At 54.0% G+C, this 19,082-nt stretch carries 21 protein-coding genes and 2 tRNA genes; 4 read left to right on the top strand and 19 right to left on the bottom strand.

The window, feature by feature from the left end:
* Positions 1-35: 35 nt before the first annotated feature.
* Positions 36-1,370 (bottom strand): transposase, encoded by a 1,335-nt coding sequence (locus HEQ17_RS14865; protein WP_296293454.1) that lies wholly within the window; start codon positions 1,368-1,370, stop codon positions 36-38.
* Positions 1,371-1,789: 419 nt separating this feature from the next.
* Positions 1,790-2,830 (bottom strand): MobA/MobL family protein, encoded by a 1,041-nt coding sequence (locus tag HEQ17_RS14860; protein ID WP_296293453.1) that lies wholly within the window; start codon positions 2,828-2,830, stop codon positions 1,790-1,792.
* Positions 2,831-3,094: 264 nt separating this feature from the next.
* Between HEQ17_RS14860 and HEQ17_RS14855 the strand changes: the two genes are divergently transcribed.
* Complete coding sequence (locus HEQ17_RS14855; RefSeq protein ID WP_296293452.1) at positions 3,095-3,346, top strand: hypothetical protein; 252 nt, start codon at positions 3,095-3,097, stop codon at positions 3,344-3,346.
* Positions 3,347-3,683: 337 nt separating this feature from the next.
* On the opposite strand, the gene HEQ17_RS14850 is transcribed toward HEQ17_RS14855, so the two are convergent.
* The 5 genes from HEQ17_RS14850 to HEQ17_RS14830 all read right to left on the bottom strand — a co-directional run bounded on the left by HEQ17_RS14850 (position 3,684) and on the right by HEQ17_RS14830 (position 8,078).
* Positions 3,684-4,085: a hypothetical protein gene (locus HEQ17_RS14850; RefSeq protein WP_296293451.1), complete on the bottom strand. Its 402-nt coding sequence runs from the start codon at positions 4,083-4,085 to the stop codon at positions 3,684-3,686.
* Positions 4,082-5,074: an IS481 family transposase gene (locus HEQ17_RS14845; protein ID WP_296293450.1), complete on the bottom strand. Its 993-nt coding sequence runs from the start codon at positions 5,072-5,074 to the stop codon at positions 4,082-4,084. The genes HEQ17_RS14850 and HEQ17_RS14845 overlap by 4 nt, the downstream gene beginning before the upstream one ends.
* 1,284 nt (positions 5,075-6,358) lie before the next feature.
* Positions 6,359-6,459 (bottom strand) — tRNA-Ile (locus HEQ17_RS14840).
* Positions 6,460-6,514: 55 nt separating this feature from the next.
* Positions 6,515-7,750 (bottom strand): site-specific integrase, encoded by a 1,236-nt coding sequence (locus tag HEQ17_RS14835; RefSeq protein ID WP_296293449.1) that lies wholly within the window; start codon positions 7,748-7,750, stop codon positions 6,515-6,517.
* Between the two features lie 252 nt (positions 7,751-8,002).
* Positions 8,003-8,078 (bottom strand) — tRNA-Arg (locus HEQ17_RS14830).
* Between the two features lie 140 nt (positions 8,079-8,218).
* On the opposite strand from HEQ17_RS14830, the gene HEQ17_RS14825 reads away from it, so the two are divergent.
* Positions 8,219-8,740: a c-type cytochrome gene (locus tag HEQ17_RS14825; RefSeq protein ID WP_296293448.1), complete on the top strand. Its 522-nt coding sequence runs from the start codon at positions 8,219-8,221 to the stop codon at positions 8,738-8,740.
* Between the two features lie 40 nt (positions 8,741-8,780).
* Here HEQ17_RS14825 and HEQ17_RS14820 read toward each other — a convergent pair whose 3' ends face one another.
* The 12 genes from HEQ17_RS14820 to HEQ17_RS14765 form a co-directional block, all read right to left on the bottom strand.
* A complete protein-coding gene (locus HEQ17_RS14820; RefSeq protein ID WP_296293447.1) occupies positions 8,781-9,338 on the bottom strand; it encodes a DUF2946 family protein in 558 nt (185 codons plus the stop codon).
* Entirely contained in the window at positions 9,331-10,344 is a 1,014-nt protein-coding gene (locus HEQ17_RS14815) for an alpha/beta fold hydrolase (RefSeq protein WP_296293445.1), read from the bottom strand. Before HEQ17_RS14815 ends, HEQ17_RS14820 begins: the two co-directional genes overlap by 8 nt.
* A gap of 4 nt (positions 10,345-10,348) precedes the next feature.
* On the bottom strand, positions 10,349-10,798 hold the full coding sequence (locus tag HEQ17_RS14810; protein WP_296293444.1) for a nuclear transport factor 2 family protein: 450 nt from the start codon (positions 10,796-10,798) through the stop codon (positions 10,349-10,351).
* Between the two features lie 111 nt (positions 10,799-10,909).
* Entirely contained in the window at positions 10,910-11,323 is a 414-nt protein-coding gene (locus tag HEQ17_RS14805) for a F0F1 ATP synthase subunit epsilon (RefSeq protein ID WP_296293442.1), read from the bottom strand.
* Between the two features lie 69 nt (positions 11,324-11,392).
* On the bottom strand, positions 11,393-12,796 hold the full coding sequence (gene atpD / locus HEQ17_RS14800; RefSeq protein ID WP_296293441.1) for a F0F1 ATP synthase subunit beta: 1,404 nt from the start codon (positions 12,794-12,796) through the stop codon (positions 11,393-11,395).
* Between the two features lie 38 nt (positions 12,797-12,834).
* Positions 12,835-13,719 carry a F0F1 ATP synthase subunit gamma gene (gene atpG, locus HEQ17_RS14795; RefSeq protein ID WP_296293440.1) on the bottom strand — a complete coding sequence of 295 codons (885 nt, stop codon included), beginning with the start codon at positions 13,717-13,719 and terminating at the stop codon, positions 12,835-12,837.
* Positions 13,720-13,746: 27 nt separating this feature from the next.
* Positions 13,747-15,300, bottom strand: a complete 1,554-nt coding sequence (gene atpA, locus HEQ17_RS14790) for a F0F1 ATP synthase subunit alpha (RefSeq protein WP_296293439.1) — start codon at positions 15,298-15,300, stop codon at positions 13,747-13,749.
* A 44-nt stretch (positions 15,301-15,344) separates the two neighbouring features.
* The gene (locus HEQ17_RS14785; protein ID WP_296293438.1) at positions 15,345-15,887 is read right to left on the bottom strand and encodes a F0F1 ATP synthase subunit delta; all 543 of its coding nucleotides are present in this window, start codon (positions 15,885-15,887) and stop codon (positions 15,345-15,347) included.
* Positions 15,888-15,909: 22 nt separating this feature from the next.
* Positions 15,910-16,380 (bottom strand): F0F1 ATP synthase subunit B, encoded by a 471-nt coding sequence (locus tag HEQ17_RS14780; protein WP_296293437.1) that lies wholly within the window; start codon positions 16,378-16,380, stop codon positions 15,910-15,912.
* 36 nt (positions 16,381-16,416) lie between these two features.
* Entirely contained in the window at positions 16,417-16,665 is a 249-nt protein-coding gene (gene atpE, locus HEQ17_RS14775; RefSeq protein WP_019429175.1) for a F0F1 ATP synthase subunit C, read from the bottom strand.
* Positions 16,666-16,716: 51 nt separating this feature from the next.
* Positions 16,717-17,595 carry a F0F1 ATP synthase subunit A gene (gene atpB, locus HEQ17_RS14770; RefSeq protein WP_296293435.1) on the bottom strand — a complete coding sequence of 293 codons (879 nt, stop codon included), beginning with the start codon at positions 17,593-17,595 and terminating at the stop codon, positions 16,717-16,719.
* Positions 17,596-17,610: 15 nt separating this feature from the next.
* Positions 17,611-18,129, bottom strand: coding sequence for an ATP synthase subunit I (locus HEQ17_RS14765; protein ID WP_296293434.1), 519 nt, complete (start codon positions 18,127-18,129; stop codon positions 17,611-17,613).
* A gap of 177 nt (positions 18,130-18,306) precedes the next feature.
* Between HEQ17_RS14765 and HEQ17_RS14760 the strand changes: the two genes are divergently transcribed.
* Both HEQ17_RS14760 and HEQ17_RS14755 read left to right on the top strand, forming a co-directional pair.
* Positions 18,307-18,753 (top strand): CopD family protein, encoded by a 447-nt coding sequence (locus tag HEQ17_RS14760; protein ID WP_296293433.1) that lies wholly within the window; start codon positions 18,307-18,309, stop codon positions 18,751-18,753.
* 27 nt (positions 18,754-18,780) lie between these two features.
* A complete protein-coding gene (locus HEQ17_RS14755) occupies positions 18,781-19,080 on the top strand; it encodes a DUF493 family protein (protein ID WP_296293432.1) in 300 nt (99 codons plus the stop codon).
* Positions 19,081-19,082 lie beyond the last annotated feature (2 nt).

Raw genomic sequence — 19,082 nt, 5'->3', positions numbered from 1 at the left:
CCAGCACTAAGGAGTCGTCCCTGAAAAATTCACTTTCAGACCAAGGCCAAGTTCATTGCTCCGGACTGGACCGAGGGACCTACAAAAATCTGCCGCAATCGGTGGCCCAACTCCCCCAAACCGGTGGACAAAAGCAGGCCCAAAAAAAGGCTGATGCCCTTTTCCGCGATCATGCGCAGCAGCCAGCGGATGTTGAAGCCTGCAGCGCACAGGACTGCATGCAAACTGTCACCGTTTGATCCCTTGAGGTGGCACCGGTTCATCCGGTGGTCCGCTTTCAAGTGGCCGATGATCGGCTCAATCGCTTGTCTTCGTTTGAGTGACTGCTTCTCATCGTCCGTCAGGCTGTTGAATTTGCCCCGGTGCTTGATGTCGAGAGCCAAGTTGTCCTTGTCCACACCCCGATAGCCCAGGTCAACGTAGGCTGTTTGCGGCTTGGTGCCAAGGGCTTGTATGAGGATGCTGGCTTGCTCCACTTGTTCGTTCAGCGTGTGGCCGTCATACGGATTGCCAGGGAAGGCTCTGGCGCCCACGATCAAGGTGCCTTTGAGCGTGGTGGCAATGCCCACCTTCACGCCCAAGGCCTCTTGAACGGCTTGGCTCAAAGTCGTCATCTTGCGTGAGATCTCGCGGTGCAATCGGCCCACGATGGTGCCTTGACGTTTGATGGCTTTGCGCATGCGTTTGAACTGGCGGGCATGGGCGTAGCGCCCAGCCTTGTAGCCCAGCAGTTGGCCTTCTTTGGCGTAAGATTGTTTGAGCTCGATGCCTTCTGCCTTGGCCGCTTCGACCAGTTTGACGCGAGCGGTCTCCAACAACTTGCTGTCGGTGGGGTGGGCGATGGCTTTCTCTTGCACGGTGGAGTCGACAATGATGCGGCTGAGTTCTTTGCTGGCAATCAGTTTCAAGGTGACCGCCACTTCAATGGTGCGGGCCAAGAGTTCTTCCACGCCTCCTTCGCCCAGCAGTTTGCGGAACTTGACCAGTTGGGTTGGGTCGCAAGGCCAGCGGTGTTCAAAGTATTCGTTGCCAGAAAAGTATTGCCAAGTGGGTGTCTCGCCCCAGCGCTGGATGAGGTCTTCGTCGCTCTCGTTGAAGGCGTGTTTGAGGTACAGCAGCGAGACCATCAAGCGGGTGGGCAAGCGCGGGCGTCCAGCTTTGGAGACGCCAGCACCGGCAATCACTTCGGTCGCACCAAACAAGTCCGAATCTTCGATCTTCTTGCCAGCGCGGACCTGGCGGGCAAAGAGGTGAGCCAATGAGGCTTCGATTTCTTGCCAAGGCATGCGGTTGGCCAAAACGGCCAGTGGATGACGCAGATCGATCATTTGATCGAGGCGGTTGCGAAAGAAATCGGCGGTGATGGACATATGGGCCTCAAGAACTCCCAGGAAACAGGCTCCATTGAATATCAATGTGGGAGTTTTGAACATTGGGAATGACCCTGAAAGCTAGCATTCATGCGGGTTTCAGTGGTTTCTCAGGGACGACTAAGGACTGGCGACAACGCCTTCTGGCTCGTCCTGGCTGGCACCGAGGCCATCGGCTGCTGATGCTGGTCACGCAGAACGAACTGGCCTCCTGGCGGTCAGCAGCTTTGGAGGCCTTGGCGGGTCGGTCTTGCACCGGGCAGGCTGTCGTTTTGCATATGGTGCGGCTGGCGGGGCCGAAACCCCTGCCGCTCATAAGTGGTTGATCCTGATCGACTTTTCCCGCATTTTTACCCTGGATCGGGACACTTTTTCGGGACACTTACTCGGGAACGGGTCCCGAGTGGCTGAATCATAACTTACTGCGGGCCTCGCGTTTTGAGCCTTGCCATGGTGCTGGTAGCAGGGCCAAAACTAAAATTGATTCCGTTCATGCTTTGCTCGATACGCTCGCGTTCTCTGCGTAGCCTGTCCAGCTCGGTTTGATGCCAAGTTTTGAACAGTTGCGCGAATTGTTGGGACAACTCGTCCGCCATCTCCTGCCAAGATTTCAACTTACCGTCTTTTTTCAAGGGTGAAGATATACGCGTGTGAACCTGTCGCATGGCTTTCATTGGCAATTTTGCGCGGCTGTGCGGCGCTGGCAAATAGTCTTTTTGAAACTTGGCCCCCTTATTAAACATTTCAATTTTTGGGCCTCTCTCGCAATACGCCCCGCGCTTCATCATGCCTGCACACTTCGCCCCCAGGTGCTTGGTCGGTATGTTTTCGATCCCTCTGGCTTCGTTGCTTCGGTGATCAATCGTGGCTTTTGAGCCTGCGTTTTTCAAGGCTTCGTTGGCCATGTTGGCCCACGCTTCACGGGTGGGGTTCAGCCATTGTTTGCCATTCAATTCTTGAGATTTGACCGCGCCGCCTTTCTTCGGATCTTTGGGGTTTGCGCGTTTGAACCATCTGGACGCATTGCGGTTGATGCCATCGTTCACACGTTCCGAGATCATCAGGTGGCAGTGTGGATTGTTGTTCTTTGGATCTGTGTGGATCGAAAAAGTGAAAGGCAGTTTGCCGCCTTCGTCTTTGATGTTGGTGATTTTTTCGGCGAAGGCATGGCAAAGCGCTTTTTGTTGATCAAGGCTCAATTCACGGGGAAGGGCAAATTCCAATTCACGATAAAGCCGCCCGTTATCGCGTTCATATATGTCCGCCGCTTTCCAATATTGGGAAGGGTCTTTTTGTGGGTCTACCTTCGGCCATTTCGGCATGTTGCCGCTCGCGCTATATGCGCACTCATCTGATTTTTTTGAATAGGCCTCGGTGCGTGTGATGTAAGCACATTTAGCGCCTGCGCTGTGCCCTTCTTGCTTGCTCCCAATCCGACAATTCAAATGATAAATAGCCATGTTATACCGCCGCGCGTTCGATTATTTTTCTTGGGTGTCGGGGCGTAGCCATGACCGCGACGAAAACCACTCCGTGGTTTTTTTAAGTTTCTAATGGAGCGAAGCGCAATGTCCCGAAGGGAGAAACTTCTAAGTGCGCTCTTCCTTTTGTCAGAGATATGGGTGAGGATATTCTTGATTGGCATGATTTAAGGGGTCTTGACTTACGGTTAGGCTTTAATTAAGTTAAATGGATATTGATAAATAAGTCAAGCGGGGTGATTCATGGTCTACGATGAAAAGTTAAAAACAGCGGAGGAAAAATTGAAAAAAGCCGAAGCGACTGTTAAAAGATTAAAAGCATTAAATGATAAAAAGATACGCACCGAAGAGACACGAAAAAAGGTTTTGGCAGGTGCGGCGTTGTTGAACTTCATGAGTAAAACAACGGATGAAAAAACAAAAAATTATCTCGTTGAATTGCTAAAACGCAATTTGGAACCAAAAGATTTTGAGTATTTGAATTCGAGAATTTAAATTTGTCTTTTACCCCATGCCCGCCCCTTTTTCACACGGGGCGAGTTTGACAATGCACGGGCAGCAAATGGCTTGGGACCAGCTTCTGGCGCTGACTACAACCGCTGGGAACGTAGCCGTGTAACACACGGGGAAAATCACTATGGCGCTGAAAAATATGTCGATGATATTCTTAACAAAGGCACTTCTAAAGGTGGATCCGCTTCTCGCGCTGCAGACAACCTCCCACCCTTTACTGGGCCAACGCATGGGACTGGGAATACCAGTGGAGAAAATAAGGGCGAAGGCCTATAAACCAAACCCGCCGATTGGCGGGTTTTTTAATGAGAAAAATAAATTAAGTCTTTTTGTATTTGGGTTTGAGATTTCGCTTAGCACGCTCCTCATCCTCTTTTTTATGAATATGTTCTTTTCTTGCTTCATCATTTTTCCCGAATTGATGGGCTTCATGGTTGGGGCAGGCTTTGATTTCTTCGCGGAGGGTGATGGCGAGGTCTTTCCAGGCTTCCATGGCGGATTGCCAGTCGGCGACGACGGCATTAGCTTCGGCGAGGGCTGCTTCGGCTTGTTGAAGACGTTCGGCCATTTGATTCATGCGGGCTCTGGCGATGGCTGGGTCCAAACCTCCACCCCCACTCCTTCGCGCTGGCGTTGAAGCCGCAATGTTTAAACCTTCTTGTTTGGCGGTCAAGGTTTCATATAAGGCTGCATTGATCAATCGTTGGTTGAGTTCGCTCACGGTGGTGACTCCTGTAGGTAGGTGTCGCATCCCGGATGATCGTAAGGCCGTTTTATAAACAAATGAGGATGAGAAGCGTACCAGTCTTTCATGGCCCTCATCGGTGTTTTGCTTTTGAGCGCTGACTGGGGTAACTGATGGTTGTACAGAGCCACGTAACGCATGAGCGTTTGCTCCAAATCTTCACCGCTGGTGAATCGGTGTGTCTTGAGCACATCAGCGATACGCCCGTTGAAGCGCTCGACCATGCCATTGGTGCGCGGCGTGCGTGGTTTGGTCAGGCGGTGTTCAATGTTCAAGGCTTGGCACAGTTGATCAAACTCATGGTTGCCCGTGGCCTGGCGCTCACGGCTGGCAAACAACCTGTCAGTGAACTCCTTGCCGTTGTCGGTCAGAATTTTCTGCATCTTGATCGGGCACGCCTTGTGCAGGGCATTGAGAAACGCTCGGGCTGCCGCTGCCGTCTTGTGGCTCTTGATCTGCACAAACACCCAGCGTGTGGCGCGGTCGATGGCCACAAACAGATAGCGCCTGCTGGTCTCGTCGGGCATCTGGGGCAGGTATTTGACATCGATGTGGATGAACCCCGGCTCATAGCTTTTGAAGGCTTTATGAGGCTCAGTGGGCTCTTTGGGCCTGAGCGCGTTGAGGTTGCCAACGCCGTGGCGACGCAAGCAACGGTCCAGACCCGAGCGTGTGGCCTGGGGGCAAAGAAACTCGCGGGTGACGGCCAGCAAATCATCCAGGGGCAACAGCAGCGTCTTTCTGAGTTCGACCACGATCTGTTCTTGCGCCGGTGTGAGCGTGGTTTGAAGCTTGTGCGGGGTGTGGGACGCGTCATGAAAGCTGACTCGACCCTTCCACTTGTAAACAGTGCCTTCACTCACGCCGAAGCGCAACGCCAAAGTGGCAGCAGTCTCCGTGCTGGCCGCCATCTCCGCACGGGTGGCGGGCGTAGTACGTGCGTTTTTGTGCAAGGCAATCATCATGACAAGGCTCCCGGGTGGACTGCTGAGGTGACGCAAAGATTGTCTATCAACTGCCGCATGACCTCTCTGGCCATGAACAGCGGATACCGTTTTGAGTCAATGCAATCATCCGGGACGCGACAGGTAGGTGAACTTAACTTTAGCATCAATGGATTCTTCGCCCCGTTAGATAAAACACTTTTTAACGTGTTTTCAGGGCTCAGGGGTCTTGGAGTGCCCTACCCCTTGGCGGGTGTAAAAGTCGGCTGATAGGTCGAGCAAAAGGGGCTTTGTCGGCCTTCGTGTTTGTGAGGCGATCAGTGTTGGCCGCTTCATGAGCGTGAGCGCTCATGCACGCTCTCGCGTGTGCGCGCGCGGCCCCCATTCCGTCCTTCGGACGGTCAGGCTTCGCCTGACACTTTTTTCTTTTTTTCTAACTTTTTCTTAAAAAGAGGGAGATTTATAGATCTATAAAATATGGATCATTGATCTACTGAATATATTTATTGACTTATTTTGGGGCTTTGCCCCAATTAGTGAGGATATGACACCGCTGAGTCTCTCGATGGCGAAGCCATCCCCTACTGTGGCGAAAATAGCCACAGAGGGACTCAAGGGTGTCATAAAAAATACGCTGGCGTTTTTTCATGCATACCGCACCATCACCGTCTAGCGGGTGTAGGTTGTCGCGTTCAAGAGCTAGACTCTCAATGACGTGGTCGCGACGCCATGTCTCTCACTTCCCCTGTGTCATTTGCCGTCAGGTTTTCGCCATCGGGCATTTTCCCATCCTAGGGGGGCGATTAGTGGCGGGATCGGGCTGTATGTCTCAGGACGCTTGCACCATAATCGATTGACTTTAGCGCCGCACCCTTTAAAACTTGACAAGATATTTTGTTTGATTTATCTTATATTTGTTGGCTGGGGCAAGCAGTCAATAATATAAAGATAGCGCCTGAAATTTGTTTGTCAAGTTTCGGGCGTTATTTTTTAACCCTTGACAAATTTATAATTTTGGATAGATTAAATGTATGAACTTTTTTTCAAAAATTATCTACCACTCATATTTTGAAAAGCCAGGTGTTGGTTTTGCTTGGTGTTTTCTATGTCATGTGGTGCTGTTAATAGCGGTTTTTAAATAATTAAGGCTTTAAAAAGATCGCGGCTACAGATGCTAACAATCCGAGTAGGCTTGGTATTTTTACATAAAGTGGCTCATCTGAAATGAAAAAACAATAAATAGATAACCATCCACAGATTAAAAATAATGCAATGATCATTAAGCTCAGCATAAATAACTCCTTTTGGTGGGGGTGGTGGGACTCGAACCCACACACTCTGGCTTATCTGGCCAGGGCTTTGGTCAGGTATAAGCTGACGTCTTTAACCAATTAAGCTACACCCCCCGAATGTGAATTCGGGAGGGTCATATACGTTCAATGAGGACGATATGAAAGCGTGTCATGGTTTGCGGGTCTTGGCCTTGCGTTGCTCTTGAAGTTGCCAGCGATTCAGGAAGAACAGAAATTTGGGTTCTTCGAGCTTGATTGCATTTAGATCAAAAGTATACGTCAACTTTTCCAGCGTGTCAGCCAGTGCTTTCAACCCCACGTCATGGGTGTAAGTCTGAAAGTGGACGCTCTGCGCGGTTTCGCCACGGTGGCCCGTGATCTGCATGACATGGGCAGGGTTGGCCCCTGTGGCGTGTAATCGCGTGATCAGGGTGTGCCTGAATGAGTGAAAAACCTTCCGCTCGTCTTTGATCTGCCGTTTGTCCAGTAATTTGGCGAACTGCCGCCCTGCGTTCTTGCCTCTGCCGTTTGCGCCATCGTTCAGGTATGGGAATAGCAACTCTTGCCCCATGCTTTGAAGGTGTTGGGCGTATTTCATGAAACCCAAGCCTTCCAACTGGGAGTGAACAGGCACCACACGGCGGGCATCCGCCGTTTTACCGCCTTCAATCAAGAAGCATGACACCCCGTCCACCTTTTTGACGTTTGAGGCTTTAAGGCTGGCGATTTCCTCGCGCCTTGCCCCTGTGAAGAGTGCCACGATGGGCAACCAGTAATGATCTGGTTTTGGCATTTCCTCGGGGTAGGTGCTGGAAAAAATCGCTGCCAGCTCGTCATTGCTGAACGGCTCGTAATGCTCCACCTGTGCGCCCAGCTTGCCTTTGCTACTGATAAACAAACCATCCACGGGACTGGTCGGGTGCGCGGTGTAATGACCATGGGCAATGCTCCATTTGAAAAGGTCATTCATTTGGCCCAAACGCTTGTTGATCCGATTGGTTCCAAGCCCTCGTTTGAGATCGGCGGTTTTCCATTGAACCATTTCGCCCTTGGTGTAAAGGTTCAGATCAAGGTCGCCGAAGATGTCCAGAAAGTCTTTGTAAGTGCGCCCTTTTTCCACGATGGTTTGGGGGGCGTTGTCACGCTTCTTCTCTTCGAGATATGCGTCCATCACCTGACTAAACGGCATGGACTTCGCCACGATGCGCGGGGAAGGTGTGCGCCCAATGTTCATGGACTCTTGGAGGGGTGGATAAGCCCCATGAATGGCCTTGTAGGCTTCGATGGCCTTCATCATCAGGGCATGGTCGTCGGGGTCGCTGGCTTCCATGATGCCGCGCCCAATGTCCAGTTTGTATTTGTTGACCAAATCGTCAAGGTTGGGCAATGTCGGCTTTGAGGTCATGGCGCGTTGTCGTTCATATGCTTCATTGAACTGTAGCGCCAAGATACGGGCGACGGTTGCGCTTTTTGTGCCAAGGCTGTGCAGGCTCTCGCGCAGCTTGCCCGCATCGTCTCGCCAGTAGACACGGACACAAAAAACACCATGCCGATTGGCTTTGAGTCGTGGAACTTTGATCACTCGGGACACCTATTCGGGACACCTCGCATCCACGGAATAGGGAAAAGTGATTTAAATTCAACAACTTACGAACTTTGGTGCGGCTGGCGGGGATCGAACCCACGACCCTCGGCTTCGGAGGCCGATACTCTATCCACTGAGCTACAGCCGCACTCGGAGTGCTTTTCATTATCTCACGGCTTCAGGATGGCTTGACCCGATTGAAAGATCGGCGAAGGGTGGGCCGTTATAATCAGCGGTTGATTTTGATCAACACATCAGCCCTTGCGGCCACGCCCCAAAGAGGATTTCATGAGCGACAACAGCCACGATCAACACGAAGCCCATACCGGTCCGGTAAAAACCCCAAAGCAAATGCTGATGGTGAGTGTCGCGTCCTTCGTTATTCCCGTTTTCATCATCATTGGTTTGGTGTTTTATGTCACATCGGACAACAAGCCCGCCGCGGGCGCGGTTGACATGGAAAAGGCCACAGCTCAACGCATTCAGAAGGTGGGCGTTGTGGAGGTGCGTGATGCCAACCGTCCGCTCAAAAACGGCGAAGAAGTTTACAAGGCCCAATGTGCGGCTTGCCACGATTCAGGTGCAGCTGGCGCCCCCAAATATGCGGTTGCAGCCGCTTGGAGCTCCCGATTGGGCTTGGGTCTGAATGGTTTGGTCAATTCCGCCTTGAAGGGAAAAGGGGCCATGGGCGCTCAAGGTGGTGGTGACTTCAATGACACCGAAATTGCCCGTGCTGTGGTTCACTTGGCCAACAGTGCCGGTGGTAAATTTGAGGTGCCCAAGGCACCTGCCGCTGAAGCCGCCAAATAAAATTCGGCCTCTCATCAAACCGATCCTTGGGGTCGGTTTTTTATGCCTTGTGCTGCTGGTTTTTTTCATGATCGTATTGTGGGCTGACGGCGTAGCCATACCTTTGAGGGAGTTCTCCGGACAGACATTCTTCGGGGGCCCATATTTGCCGCTCTAGCGCATTGGCGAGTCTTGACACATCCATGGTGTGCACCAGCCCGAAGCCCAGATTGGTCTCCAAATAGGCCCGCCCCAATTCGTCAACCAAGCAGGCTTTGACTTCGGTCAGGGCTCCGGTATGCGACTGTACTTCCAATGCGTCGCTGATTCGCCAAATGAATGGTGTCGTCTCCAGTTCGATGTATACCCGTTGGGGGCCATTTTGAAAAAACCACCAGCCTTTTTCATTGCCTGCGTAGTTGCGCTCGATGAATCCGATGAGTTTCTCGTGTTGCAGTACGGAACCCTTGGCCTGGCTTCGCCCTGACTGAAATGAACCCTGCGCCTGCACGCGTTCATCGCGCATTCGCCATTGGCCGCGCGCATCGAGTCCGAGCCAGCCAAAACAATCGGGCACATGGGGCCATTTGGCCATGGCCTGTCGAACAATGTCATCCATCAGTTACCCCTTGCTTGTCTGATGTTGCTCCCACTGCCGCCATGAGCCATTCACCGACTTTGTTGGGCATTTGCCTGATATGGCCTGGCCACGAACCGGCAGCAAATCCCACATGGCCACCATGTAAGGGTTGCCACAAGGTGACGCTGCGCGACACCTCTTCTTTTTGGGGTAGGCTGCTGACAGGCACAAAGGGGTCATTGCAGGTATTCAGGGCCAATGCAGGCAGTTGGATTGCCTGCATGAGTGGTTTTGCCGATGCTCTGGCCCAGTAATCCTGGGTGTTATTGAATCCATGCAATGGTGCGGTGAACACATTGTCAAATTCATACAGGTCCTTGGCGTTCAACATCGCTTCTTTGTCAAACAAGCCCGGAAACTGTGTCCATTTCGCCAAGGCTTTGGGTTTCATGGTTTTGAGAAACATGGGGGTGTAGATGTATCGGTTCAGCCCTTTTCCTATGGCATCTCCACTCAAGGCCAGATCCAGCGGCGAACAGACTGAAGCAATGGCATCGGCGGTTTTGACAGCCTCTTGGCCATGTTCAGCGGCCCAACGCATCAAGGCATTCCCGCCCAATGAGATGCCCACAACCAGCAAATGTTTTCCTAGCTTGTTTCGATGCGCTTGTCTCAAGCGCTTGAGCACCCAATCGATCTCCTCGTGGTCTCCGGAGTGGTATGCCCTGGGGGTCAAGTTGATTTGACCACTGCAGCCCCGAAAATGTGGCATGGTCAGCTGCACATCGTGCTCGCTGGCCCAATCTGAGAAGGCTTGTGCGTAATGGCTTTTCGACGAACCCTCCAAACCGTGGAACAACACCAGCAAGGGACGGTTTTGTGCACTGGCGTCTTGATGGTCTACATCGATGAAGTCGCCATCCGGCGTGGTCCATCGCTCTCGCTGCATTGGCCGAGGGACTTGCAGTCGTTTACGGGCATAAAGTGCAGGCCAAATGGTCTGCGCATGTCCGCCTGGCAACCAGGCTGGCGCTCTGTAGTCCATTGGCTCAGTGCAAAATCATTGGTTTTGCGCCCGTGTCCACCGCATCATTGGCTGTGCCCGGACTGGCATGGTGAGCCACCATTTTCCAGCCTTCGGCTGTCTTGTGGTAAACATTGGTGGCAATCACAAAGGCATGCTTGGCACCCTGCGGCGTGATGATCTCGACACGTTCAACCAAGTGATGCACAGAGCTGGCCAATGATTCGATTTTGTGTACCCGTTCAGGAAAGGCCTGAACGCTGCCGTTGTTGAACATGGCTTCAAAGGTGGCCCTGATGGCCCCAGCGCCGATCATTCGGCCACCACCCGGGTGAACGCAAACGATGTCATCTTCTTCTGCCCAGCAGGCCATGAGTTTTTCGAGGTCAGCGTTGTGCAAAGCATCGTAAAAGGCTTGCTCGACATCGTCTGGCGTCCCTCCCACCAATGCAGCGCTCAATTTTTGGCGTTTCATATTGCTCTCTTGAAGTGGTCTCCATTTTGCCAATAAAAAACCCGGCAGCATTGCTGCGCCGGGTTCTGTGATTTGCCGCACCTCACGAGGCAACAATGCAGGTCTTCAGAATTACTTTTTGCGGTATTTGCGCAGGGCAGACAATTGGGCTGCCATGACCGCCAATTCCGACTGCGCGACAGCCAAGTCGATTTCGCTGTTGGCGTTGCGCAGTGCCTCTTCGGCCAATTGTTTGGCCGCATTGGCTTTTTCTTCGTCGAGGTCTTTGCCGCGAATCGCGGTGTCCGACATCACGGTCACGCAGTCAGGTTGCACTTCCAAAATGCCACCGGCCACGAAAACGAATTCTTCACCGCCGTCAGCCTTCTCGATGCGAACCGACCCGGCCTTGATGCGGGTGATCAGGGGCGTGTGACGTGGGTAAATGCCCAGCTCGCCAGACTCACCGGGCAAGGCCACAAACCGGGCTTCACCCGACCAGATGGACTCTTCGGCACTGACCACATCAACGTGGATGGTGTTCATGTTTTCTCCTTAAAAAGGTGCTTTGACGCGGGCTGCAGGGAGACTGGTCGGCCACCCTGCGGCACTGCTTTAAGCGGCCTTTTTGGCCTTTTCGAAAGCTTCGTCGATGGTGCCGACCATGTAGAAAGCTTGCTCTGGCAGGTGATCGCATTCGCCAGCCACAATCATCTTGAAACCACGGATGGTTTCGGCCAATGTGACGTACTTGCCAGGCGAGCCGGTGAACACTTCAGCGACGTGGAAAGGTTGTGACAGGAAACGCTGGATCTTGCGAGCGCGCGCCACGGCCAACTTGTCTTCGGGAGCCAAGTCGTCCATGCCCATGATGGCGATGATGTCGCGCAGTTCGCGGTAACGCTGCAAAGTACCTTGCACGGCGCGCGCGGTTTCGTAATGGTCCTGGCCCACGACCAAGGGGTCGAGTTGGCGGCTGGTGGAGTCCAGTGGATCGACCGCTGGGTAGATACCGAGCGATGCGATGTCACGAGACAACACCACGGTGGAGTCCAAGTGAGCGAAGGTGGTCGCAGGCGATGGGTCGGTCAAGTCATCGGCTGGTACGTAAACGGCCTGAATCGATGTGATCGAGCCGACTTTGGTCGACGTGATGCGTTCTTGCAAACGGCCCATTTCTTCGGCGAGTGTTGGCTGGTAACCCACCGCAGAAGGCATACGGCCCAACAAGGCGGACACTTCGGTACCGGCCAGTGTGTAGCGATAGATGTTGTCCACGAAGAACAACACATCTTTGCCTTCGTCACGGAAAGATTCGGCGATGGTCAAACCGGTCAGGGCCACGCGCAAACGGTTGCCTGGTGGCTCGTTCATCTGACCGTACACCATGGCCACTTTTGACTCTTCGAGTTTCTCGAGGTTCACGACGCCGGAGTCCGCCATCTCGTGGTAAAAGTCGTTGCCTTCACGGGTGCGCTCACCCACACCTGCGAACACGGACAAGCCGCTGTGCGCTTTGGCGATGTTGTTGATGAGTTCCATCATGTTCACGGTCTTGCCCACACCGGCACCACCGAACAAGCCTACCTTACCGCCCTTGGCGAACGGGCAAACCAAATCAATCACCTTGATGCCGGTTTCCAGCAGTTCTTGCGAAGGCGACAGTTCGTCGTATGCAGGGGCCTTGCGGTGGATCGATGCGGTCAGTTCTTGGCTGACGGGGCCACGCTCGTCGATGGGTGAGCCGAGCACGTCCATGATGCGGCCCAGTGTGGCTTTGCCCACGGGAACGGTGATGGGGTTGCCGGTGTTGGACACCATCAAACCACGACGCAAACCGTCGGATGAACCGAGCGCAATGGTGCGCACAATGCCATCGCCGAGCTGCTGCTGCACTTCTAGGGTCAGCGCGGAGCCTTCCATTTTGAGTGCGTCATAAACCTTGGGCATCTGGTTGCGTGGAAACTCCACGTCGACCACGGCACCAATACACTGAACAATTTTTCCTTGGGCTTGCATTTTTCGCTCCAAATAATTTGAATTAGCTGAACTGGGGATCAACCGCTGATCGCGGCTGCGCCAGAGACGATTTCCGACAGTTCTTTGGTGATGGCGGCTTGACGTGTCTTGTTGTAAACGAGCTTGAGCTCGCCTATCACATTGCCTGCGTTGTCAGTAGCTGCCTTCATGGCCACCATGCGCGCGGCATGCTCGGAAGCCATGTTTTCGGCCACCGCCTGGTAGGCAAGGGCTTCTGCATAACGCACCAGCAACTCGTCAATGACGGTTTGGGCATCGGGCTCGTAGATGTAATCCCATGCATGCCCATCGCCAGCGGCTTGTGTCTGGGCCTGCATATCGGCTTTGGACAAGGGCAGCAACATATCGATGGTGGGCACTTGTGCCATGGTGCTGACAAACTTGTTGTAGCACAGGTACACCGCGCTCACCTGGCCTGCGGCGTATGCGTCGAGCAACACTTTGACGGGACCAATCAACTTGTCCAAATGTGGTTTGTCGCCCAACTGCGTCACGTGGGCCACCACCTTGGCATTGACCCGGTTCAGAAAACCCAGCCCTTTGCCACCAATGGCCACCGCCATGGGCGTTTTGCCCTGGGCTTTTGCTTCACGCAATTGACCTGTCACAGCACGCAACAAGTTGGTGTTCAAGCCACCACACAAACCCTTGTCTGTGGTGACCACAATGAAGCCCACCGACTTGCCGTCGTTGCGCTGCATGAAGGGGTGCACATACTCAGGGTTGGCCTGTCCAAGATGGCTCGCAATGGTGCGAATCTTCTCGCTGTAAGGGCGGGCCGTGCGCATACGCTCCTGCGCTTTGCGCATTTTGGAGACAGAAATCATCTCCATGGCCTTGGTGATCTTCTTGGTGTTTTCCACCGATTTGATCTTGGTGCGTAGTTCCTTGCCCGATGCCATCAGAGGCTCCTTTTGATCAGGTGGAAATTAAGCAAAGCTTTTCTTGAAAGCGGCCACGGCGGTGTGCAATTCGGCTTCTGCCTCTTTGTCCAACGCTTTGCTGCTTTCGATCTTGGCCAACAAAGCAGCGCATGAATCTTTCAAGTAAGCGTGCAAGCCGTGCTCGAAAGCCAATACCTTCTTGACGTCGATGTCGTCCATGAAGCCTTTGTTCACCGCAAACAAGCTGGCACCCATCAGGCTGATGGACAGCGGGCTGTACTGGGCTTGCTTGAGCAATTCCGTCACACGGGCACCGCGGTCCAGCTGCTTGCGTGTGGACTCGTCCAAGTCAGAAGCGAACTGCGCAAACGCCGCCAATTCACGGTACTGGGCCAAGTCGGTACGGATACCGCCGGACTGGCCTTTGATGACTTTGGTCTGGGCCGAGCTACCCACGCGAGACACCGAGATACCGGCGTTGATCGCAGGGCGGATACCGGCGTTGAACAAACTGGTTTCCAAGAAAATCTGACCGTCGGTGATCGAAATCACGTTGGTGGGCACGAAGGCCGACACGTCACCGGCTTGGGTTTCGATGATGGGCAGAGCCGTCAAAGAACCCGTCTTGCCCGTCACGGCACCTTTGGTGAAGGCTTCGACGTAATCGGCGTTGACGCGGGCTGCGCGCTCGAGCAGACGGCTGTGGAGATAGAACACGTCGCCAGGGTAGGCTTCGCGGCCTGGAGGGCGGCGCAGCAGCAGCGACACCTGACGGTAAGCCACGGCTTGCTTGGACAGGTCGTCATAAACGATCAAAGCGTCTTCGCCGCGGTCACGGAAGTACTCGCCCATCGTGCAGCCGGAATAGGCTGACACGTACTGCATCGCAGCGGATTCAGAGGCGGAAGCGGCCACCACAATGGTGTATTCCATTGCGCCAGCTTGCTCCAAAGCACGCACCACGTTCTTGATCGACGAGGCTTTTTGGCCAATCGCGACGTAAACGCAGGTCATGTTCTGACCTTTTTGGTTGATGATGGCGTCGATCGCAACAGCGGTTTTGCCTGTCTGGCGGTCGCCAATGATCAATTCGCGCTGGCCACGGCCCACGGGCACCATGGAGTCGATCGACTTCAGGCCGGTTTGCATGGGCTGGTCTACCGACTTACGCGCAATCACGCCGGGGGCGACTTTTTCGATCACGTCAGTCATCTTGGCGTTGATCGGGCCTTTGCCGTCAATCGGCTGACCCAGAGCGTTCACCACACGGCCAATCAACTCGGGGCCGACGGGCACTTCCAGAATGCGGCCAGTGCACTTGACTGTGTCGCCTTCAGAGATGTGCTCGTACTCGCCCAAAATCACGGCGCCGACTGAGTCACGCTCGAGGTTCAGGGCCAAGCCGAATGTGGCGATGCCATCGGCTGTGGATGGGAATTCAAGCATTTCGCCCTGCATCACATCAGACAAGCCGTGCACTCGAACGATACCGTCGGTCACAGACACCACAGTGCCTTGGTTACGGATGTTGGCGCTGGCGGACAGCCCCTCGATGCGGCTCTTGATCAGTTCAGAAATTTCTGCGGGATTGAGTTGCATGACTCTTTCCTTCTTTCTTTAAATATGTCCGGTCTCCACCCGCATCAAGCGGTGAGGGCCGATTTCATTTGTTCCAGTCGGGCCTTGACGGAGGTATCGAGCACCTCGTCACCCACCACCACACGAACACCACCAATCAAGGAGGCATCCAGTTCGACGCTCACGTTGAGCTTACGCGCAAAGCGTTTTTCGAGCGTGGTCGACAGGTCAGCCAAGGCCGACGCATCGATGGGAAATGCACTGTAGACAACCGCATCAGCAGTGCCACCTTTTGCATTCATAAGAACCCGGTACTGCTGCGCTACGACAGACAGTGCACTGAGACGACGGTTTTCGATCACCAGGCGCAGGAAATTCTTGCCAGCCTCGGGCAGTGCCACATTTGCATGTTTTTGCACCACGTCTGAGATCAGCTCAAATGCCTGCTCATCGGACACTTTGGGGCTGTCGATGAACTGCTGCAGTTGCGCGTTGTCGGCAACTGCAGCCAGCTCTTCCAGCCAAGCGGCCGTGCCAGCAAGATCGGATGCCTGCGCCTTGAACAGCGCTTCGGCATAAGGGCGGGCGATGGTAGCAAGTTCTGCCATGGTCTTCTCTGGCTGGAGCTTTTTACAGCTCGGTCTTCAAGCGGCTCAGCAGATCAGCGTGGACACCGGCATTGACTTCCTTGCGGAGAATCTGTTCGGCGCCTTTGACTGCCAAAGCTGCGACCTGCTCGCGCAAGGCCTCACGGGCTTTGACAGACTGCTGCTCAGCTTCGGCTTTGGCAGCGGCGATGATCTTGTTGCCTTCTTCGATGGCACGTGCCTTGGCTTCATCCACGATGCCATTTGCACGGCGCTCGGCATCAGCCAAGCGCGAAGCCGACTCGTTGCGCGACTTGGCCAACTCGGACTCAACACGCGCATTGGCATTGGTGAGTTCGGCATTGGCTTTATCAGCTGCAGCGAGACCGTCAGCGATTTTTTGTGCCCGTTCGTCTAGCGCTTTTGTGATCGGGGGCCACACGAATTTCATCGTGAACCACACCAGAATCGCAAAAACGACCATCTGAATGAACAGCGTAGCGTTAATGTTCACGGTTCAGTCCTTCTTCTGTTGGAAGAGGTGCGTGGATTACTTCAGGACGAAGGGGTTGGCAAAGGCGAACAGCAAAGCGATGGCCACACCGATCAGGAAAGCAGCGTCGATCAGACCCGCCAAAATGAACATCTTGGTTTGGAGTTCATTCATCAATTCAGGTTGACGAGCCGAAGACTCGAGAAACTTGCCGCCCATCAATGCGATGCCGATGGAAGCGCCGATAGCACCCAGACCAACGATCAAACCACATGCCAATGCCACCAGGCCGAGAATGTTTTCCATGAGAAGCTCCTAAAAGTTAGTGGAAAAAAGAAACAAGGGGAAAAAGAGTCATCAATGTGCGTCGTGCGCCTGACCTGTGTAAATCAGTGTCAACATCATAAAGATGAAGGCTTGCAAAGTGATGACCATGATGTGGAACAGCGTCCAAACCGTACCGGCGATGACATGGCCAATGGCCAGGCCCACACCAGTTGTCGACAATGCCCAACCGCCGCCCATGAGGGCAATCAACATGAACACCAACTCACCAGCAAACATGTTGCCAAACAGTCGCATGCCGTGCGAAACCGTCTTGGCCAAATATTCAATCATCTGCATCAGGAAGTTCACCGGCCACAAAGCCCAATGGTTGCCAAAAGGTGCAGCCACCAGCTCATGCGCCCAACCACCCAGACCCTTGATCTTGATGTTGTAGAAAAGGCAAATGACCAAAACCGAGGTCGACAAGCCCAAGGTGGTCGACAAATCGGCCGTGGCGACCACACGCATGTAGTCCTTAAAACCCAAAGCCGGGCCTGCTGTGTGCCAGGCGTGTGGGATCAGATCCACAGGGATCATGTCCATGAAGTTCATCAGGAAAATCCAGACGAAAACCGTCAGCGCCATAGGAGAAATGAGTTTGCGGCTCTTGGGGTTGTGGATCACGCTCTTGGCCTGGTTTTCCACCATCTCGGAAAGAATCTCTACAGCAGCCTGAAAGCGCCCGGGCACACCCGAGGTGGCCTTGCGGGCACCTGCCCACAAGAACCAGCAGCCGATTACACCCATCAAGATGGAGAAGACCACTGAGTCAAGATTGAAAAGACTGAAGTCAACGATGCTTGTCTGCTTGACACCTTCAAAAGAAAAATTCATTTGCAGGTGTTGCAAGTGATGCTGGATGTATTCTCCAGCCGTTGGGGCGTGCGCGCCAGCGTTTTCTGCAGCCATAAATCACCAATCAGTTCAAAAAATAGTCGGCTTCGATTTGCGTTGCATCCAGCCCAGCGCCATGGCCAGCCAGTACACCTTCATCGTCACCACGAAACCGGCCACCAAGGCAAGCCAGCTCAGATCAGAAACCACTTTAGGCGCCGCCAGAAGCAGCACCACGGTCAAGACCACCTTGACCAATTCCCACACCATCAGACCGATCCAAGCTGGTCCGGGTTGGGCCAGGCGCATTTGTCGGCTCAAGGCACGCACAAACACGACCGCCGGAATCACCACTGCCACAGAACCCCAAGCGGCCGAGAGGGCCAGACGGGATTGCCCTGTGACCCAGCCAGTCAACAAAGCCAACACACACCCCACACCAACTTGCAAGATCAACACCCGCCAAGGAGATGGCACCGGATTTCGCTGGCGCCAAGCCTGGGCTTGTTCTGCTGTCAGGGGCTTGAATTCGGGTTCAAGGCCTTCATCTGCAATAACTGGTGTGTGCCCGGTGGTACCCGTTTCAGGGGATGAGGCGATTTTGGTCATCTCAAATTACGCCGAGGTTAGGTACACAGCAATTGCTGCAAAGCCCATGATTATACGTAGAAACCCGTGCGCCTTATTTTTTGACCCCTTCCGAATTCCCTTGACATTGCCCGGATTGGATGCGGCAACGACAATCTCTTTTATTCGCGCCGTTGGCGCACATGGGGAAGCCAACTGATGTACGAATGGATTAAATTTTTACACCTTGCCGCTGGCATCGTCTGGCTGGGCGGCATGGCCCTGATCATTTTGGCTTTGCGCCCAGTGGTCATCGCCCGCATGGCCCCACCCGATCGGCTGGGCCTCATGTGCGGCGTATTGAGCCGCTTTTTTGCCATGGTCTGGGGCTCGATAGCCCTGATTTTGGTGAGTGGCTTCTGGATGTTGTCGGTCACCGACATGAGGCTCGCCCCAAAAGGATGGCATGCGATGTCCGGTTTGGGTCTTTTGATGTGCCTGATCTTTGCGCACATCTGGTTTTCGCCATTTCGCCGACTCAAAGCTGCTGTGCAAACCTCTGACTGGCCCACTGCAGGCAAAGCTCTTGGGCAGATTCATCCTCTGGTGGTCACCAACTTTGCCCTGGGCGGGCTGGCGGTCCTGGCTGTGGTGGTCTGGCGTTAAGCTTGCGATCCAACCGGAACACCCCCCATGAGCGCTTCCACCACCCCTCCCGCCGGCTTTGACCCGCGCAAAGACACCCTGATCGAGTACCCCTCGGTCTTTCCCATCAAGGTCATGGGTGCCATGGTCGACGGCTTTGCCGAAGCCATGTGCCAAGTCGCCCTGCAATTTGACCCGGGCTTTGACGCGCGCAGCATCGAGCTGCGCCCCAGCAAGGGCGGCAACTACCTGGGCGTGACACTGAGCATCACGGCCACCAGCCGCGAACAACTCGACGACCTGTACCGCGCCCTGACCTCGCACCCGATGGTCAAAATCGTGCTTTGAGC

The organism is Limnohabitans sp., from assembly GCF_023910625.1.
Classification (GTDB): domain Bacteria; phylum Pseudomonadota; class Gammaproteobacteria; order Burkholderiales; family Burkholderiaceae_C; genus Limnohabitans_A.
This window is presented reverse-complemented; position numbering and strand designations above follow the sequence as displayed.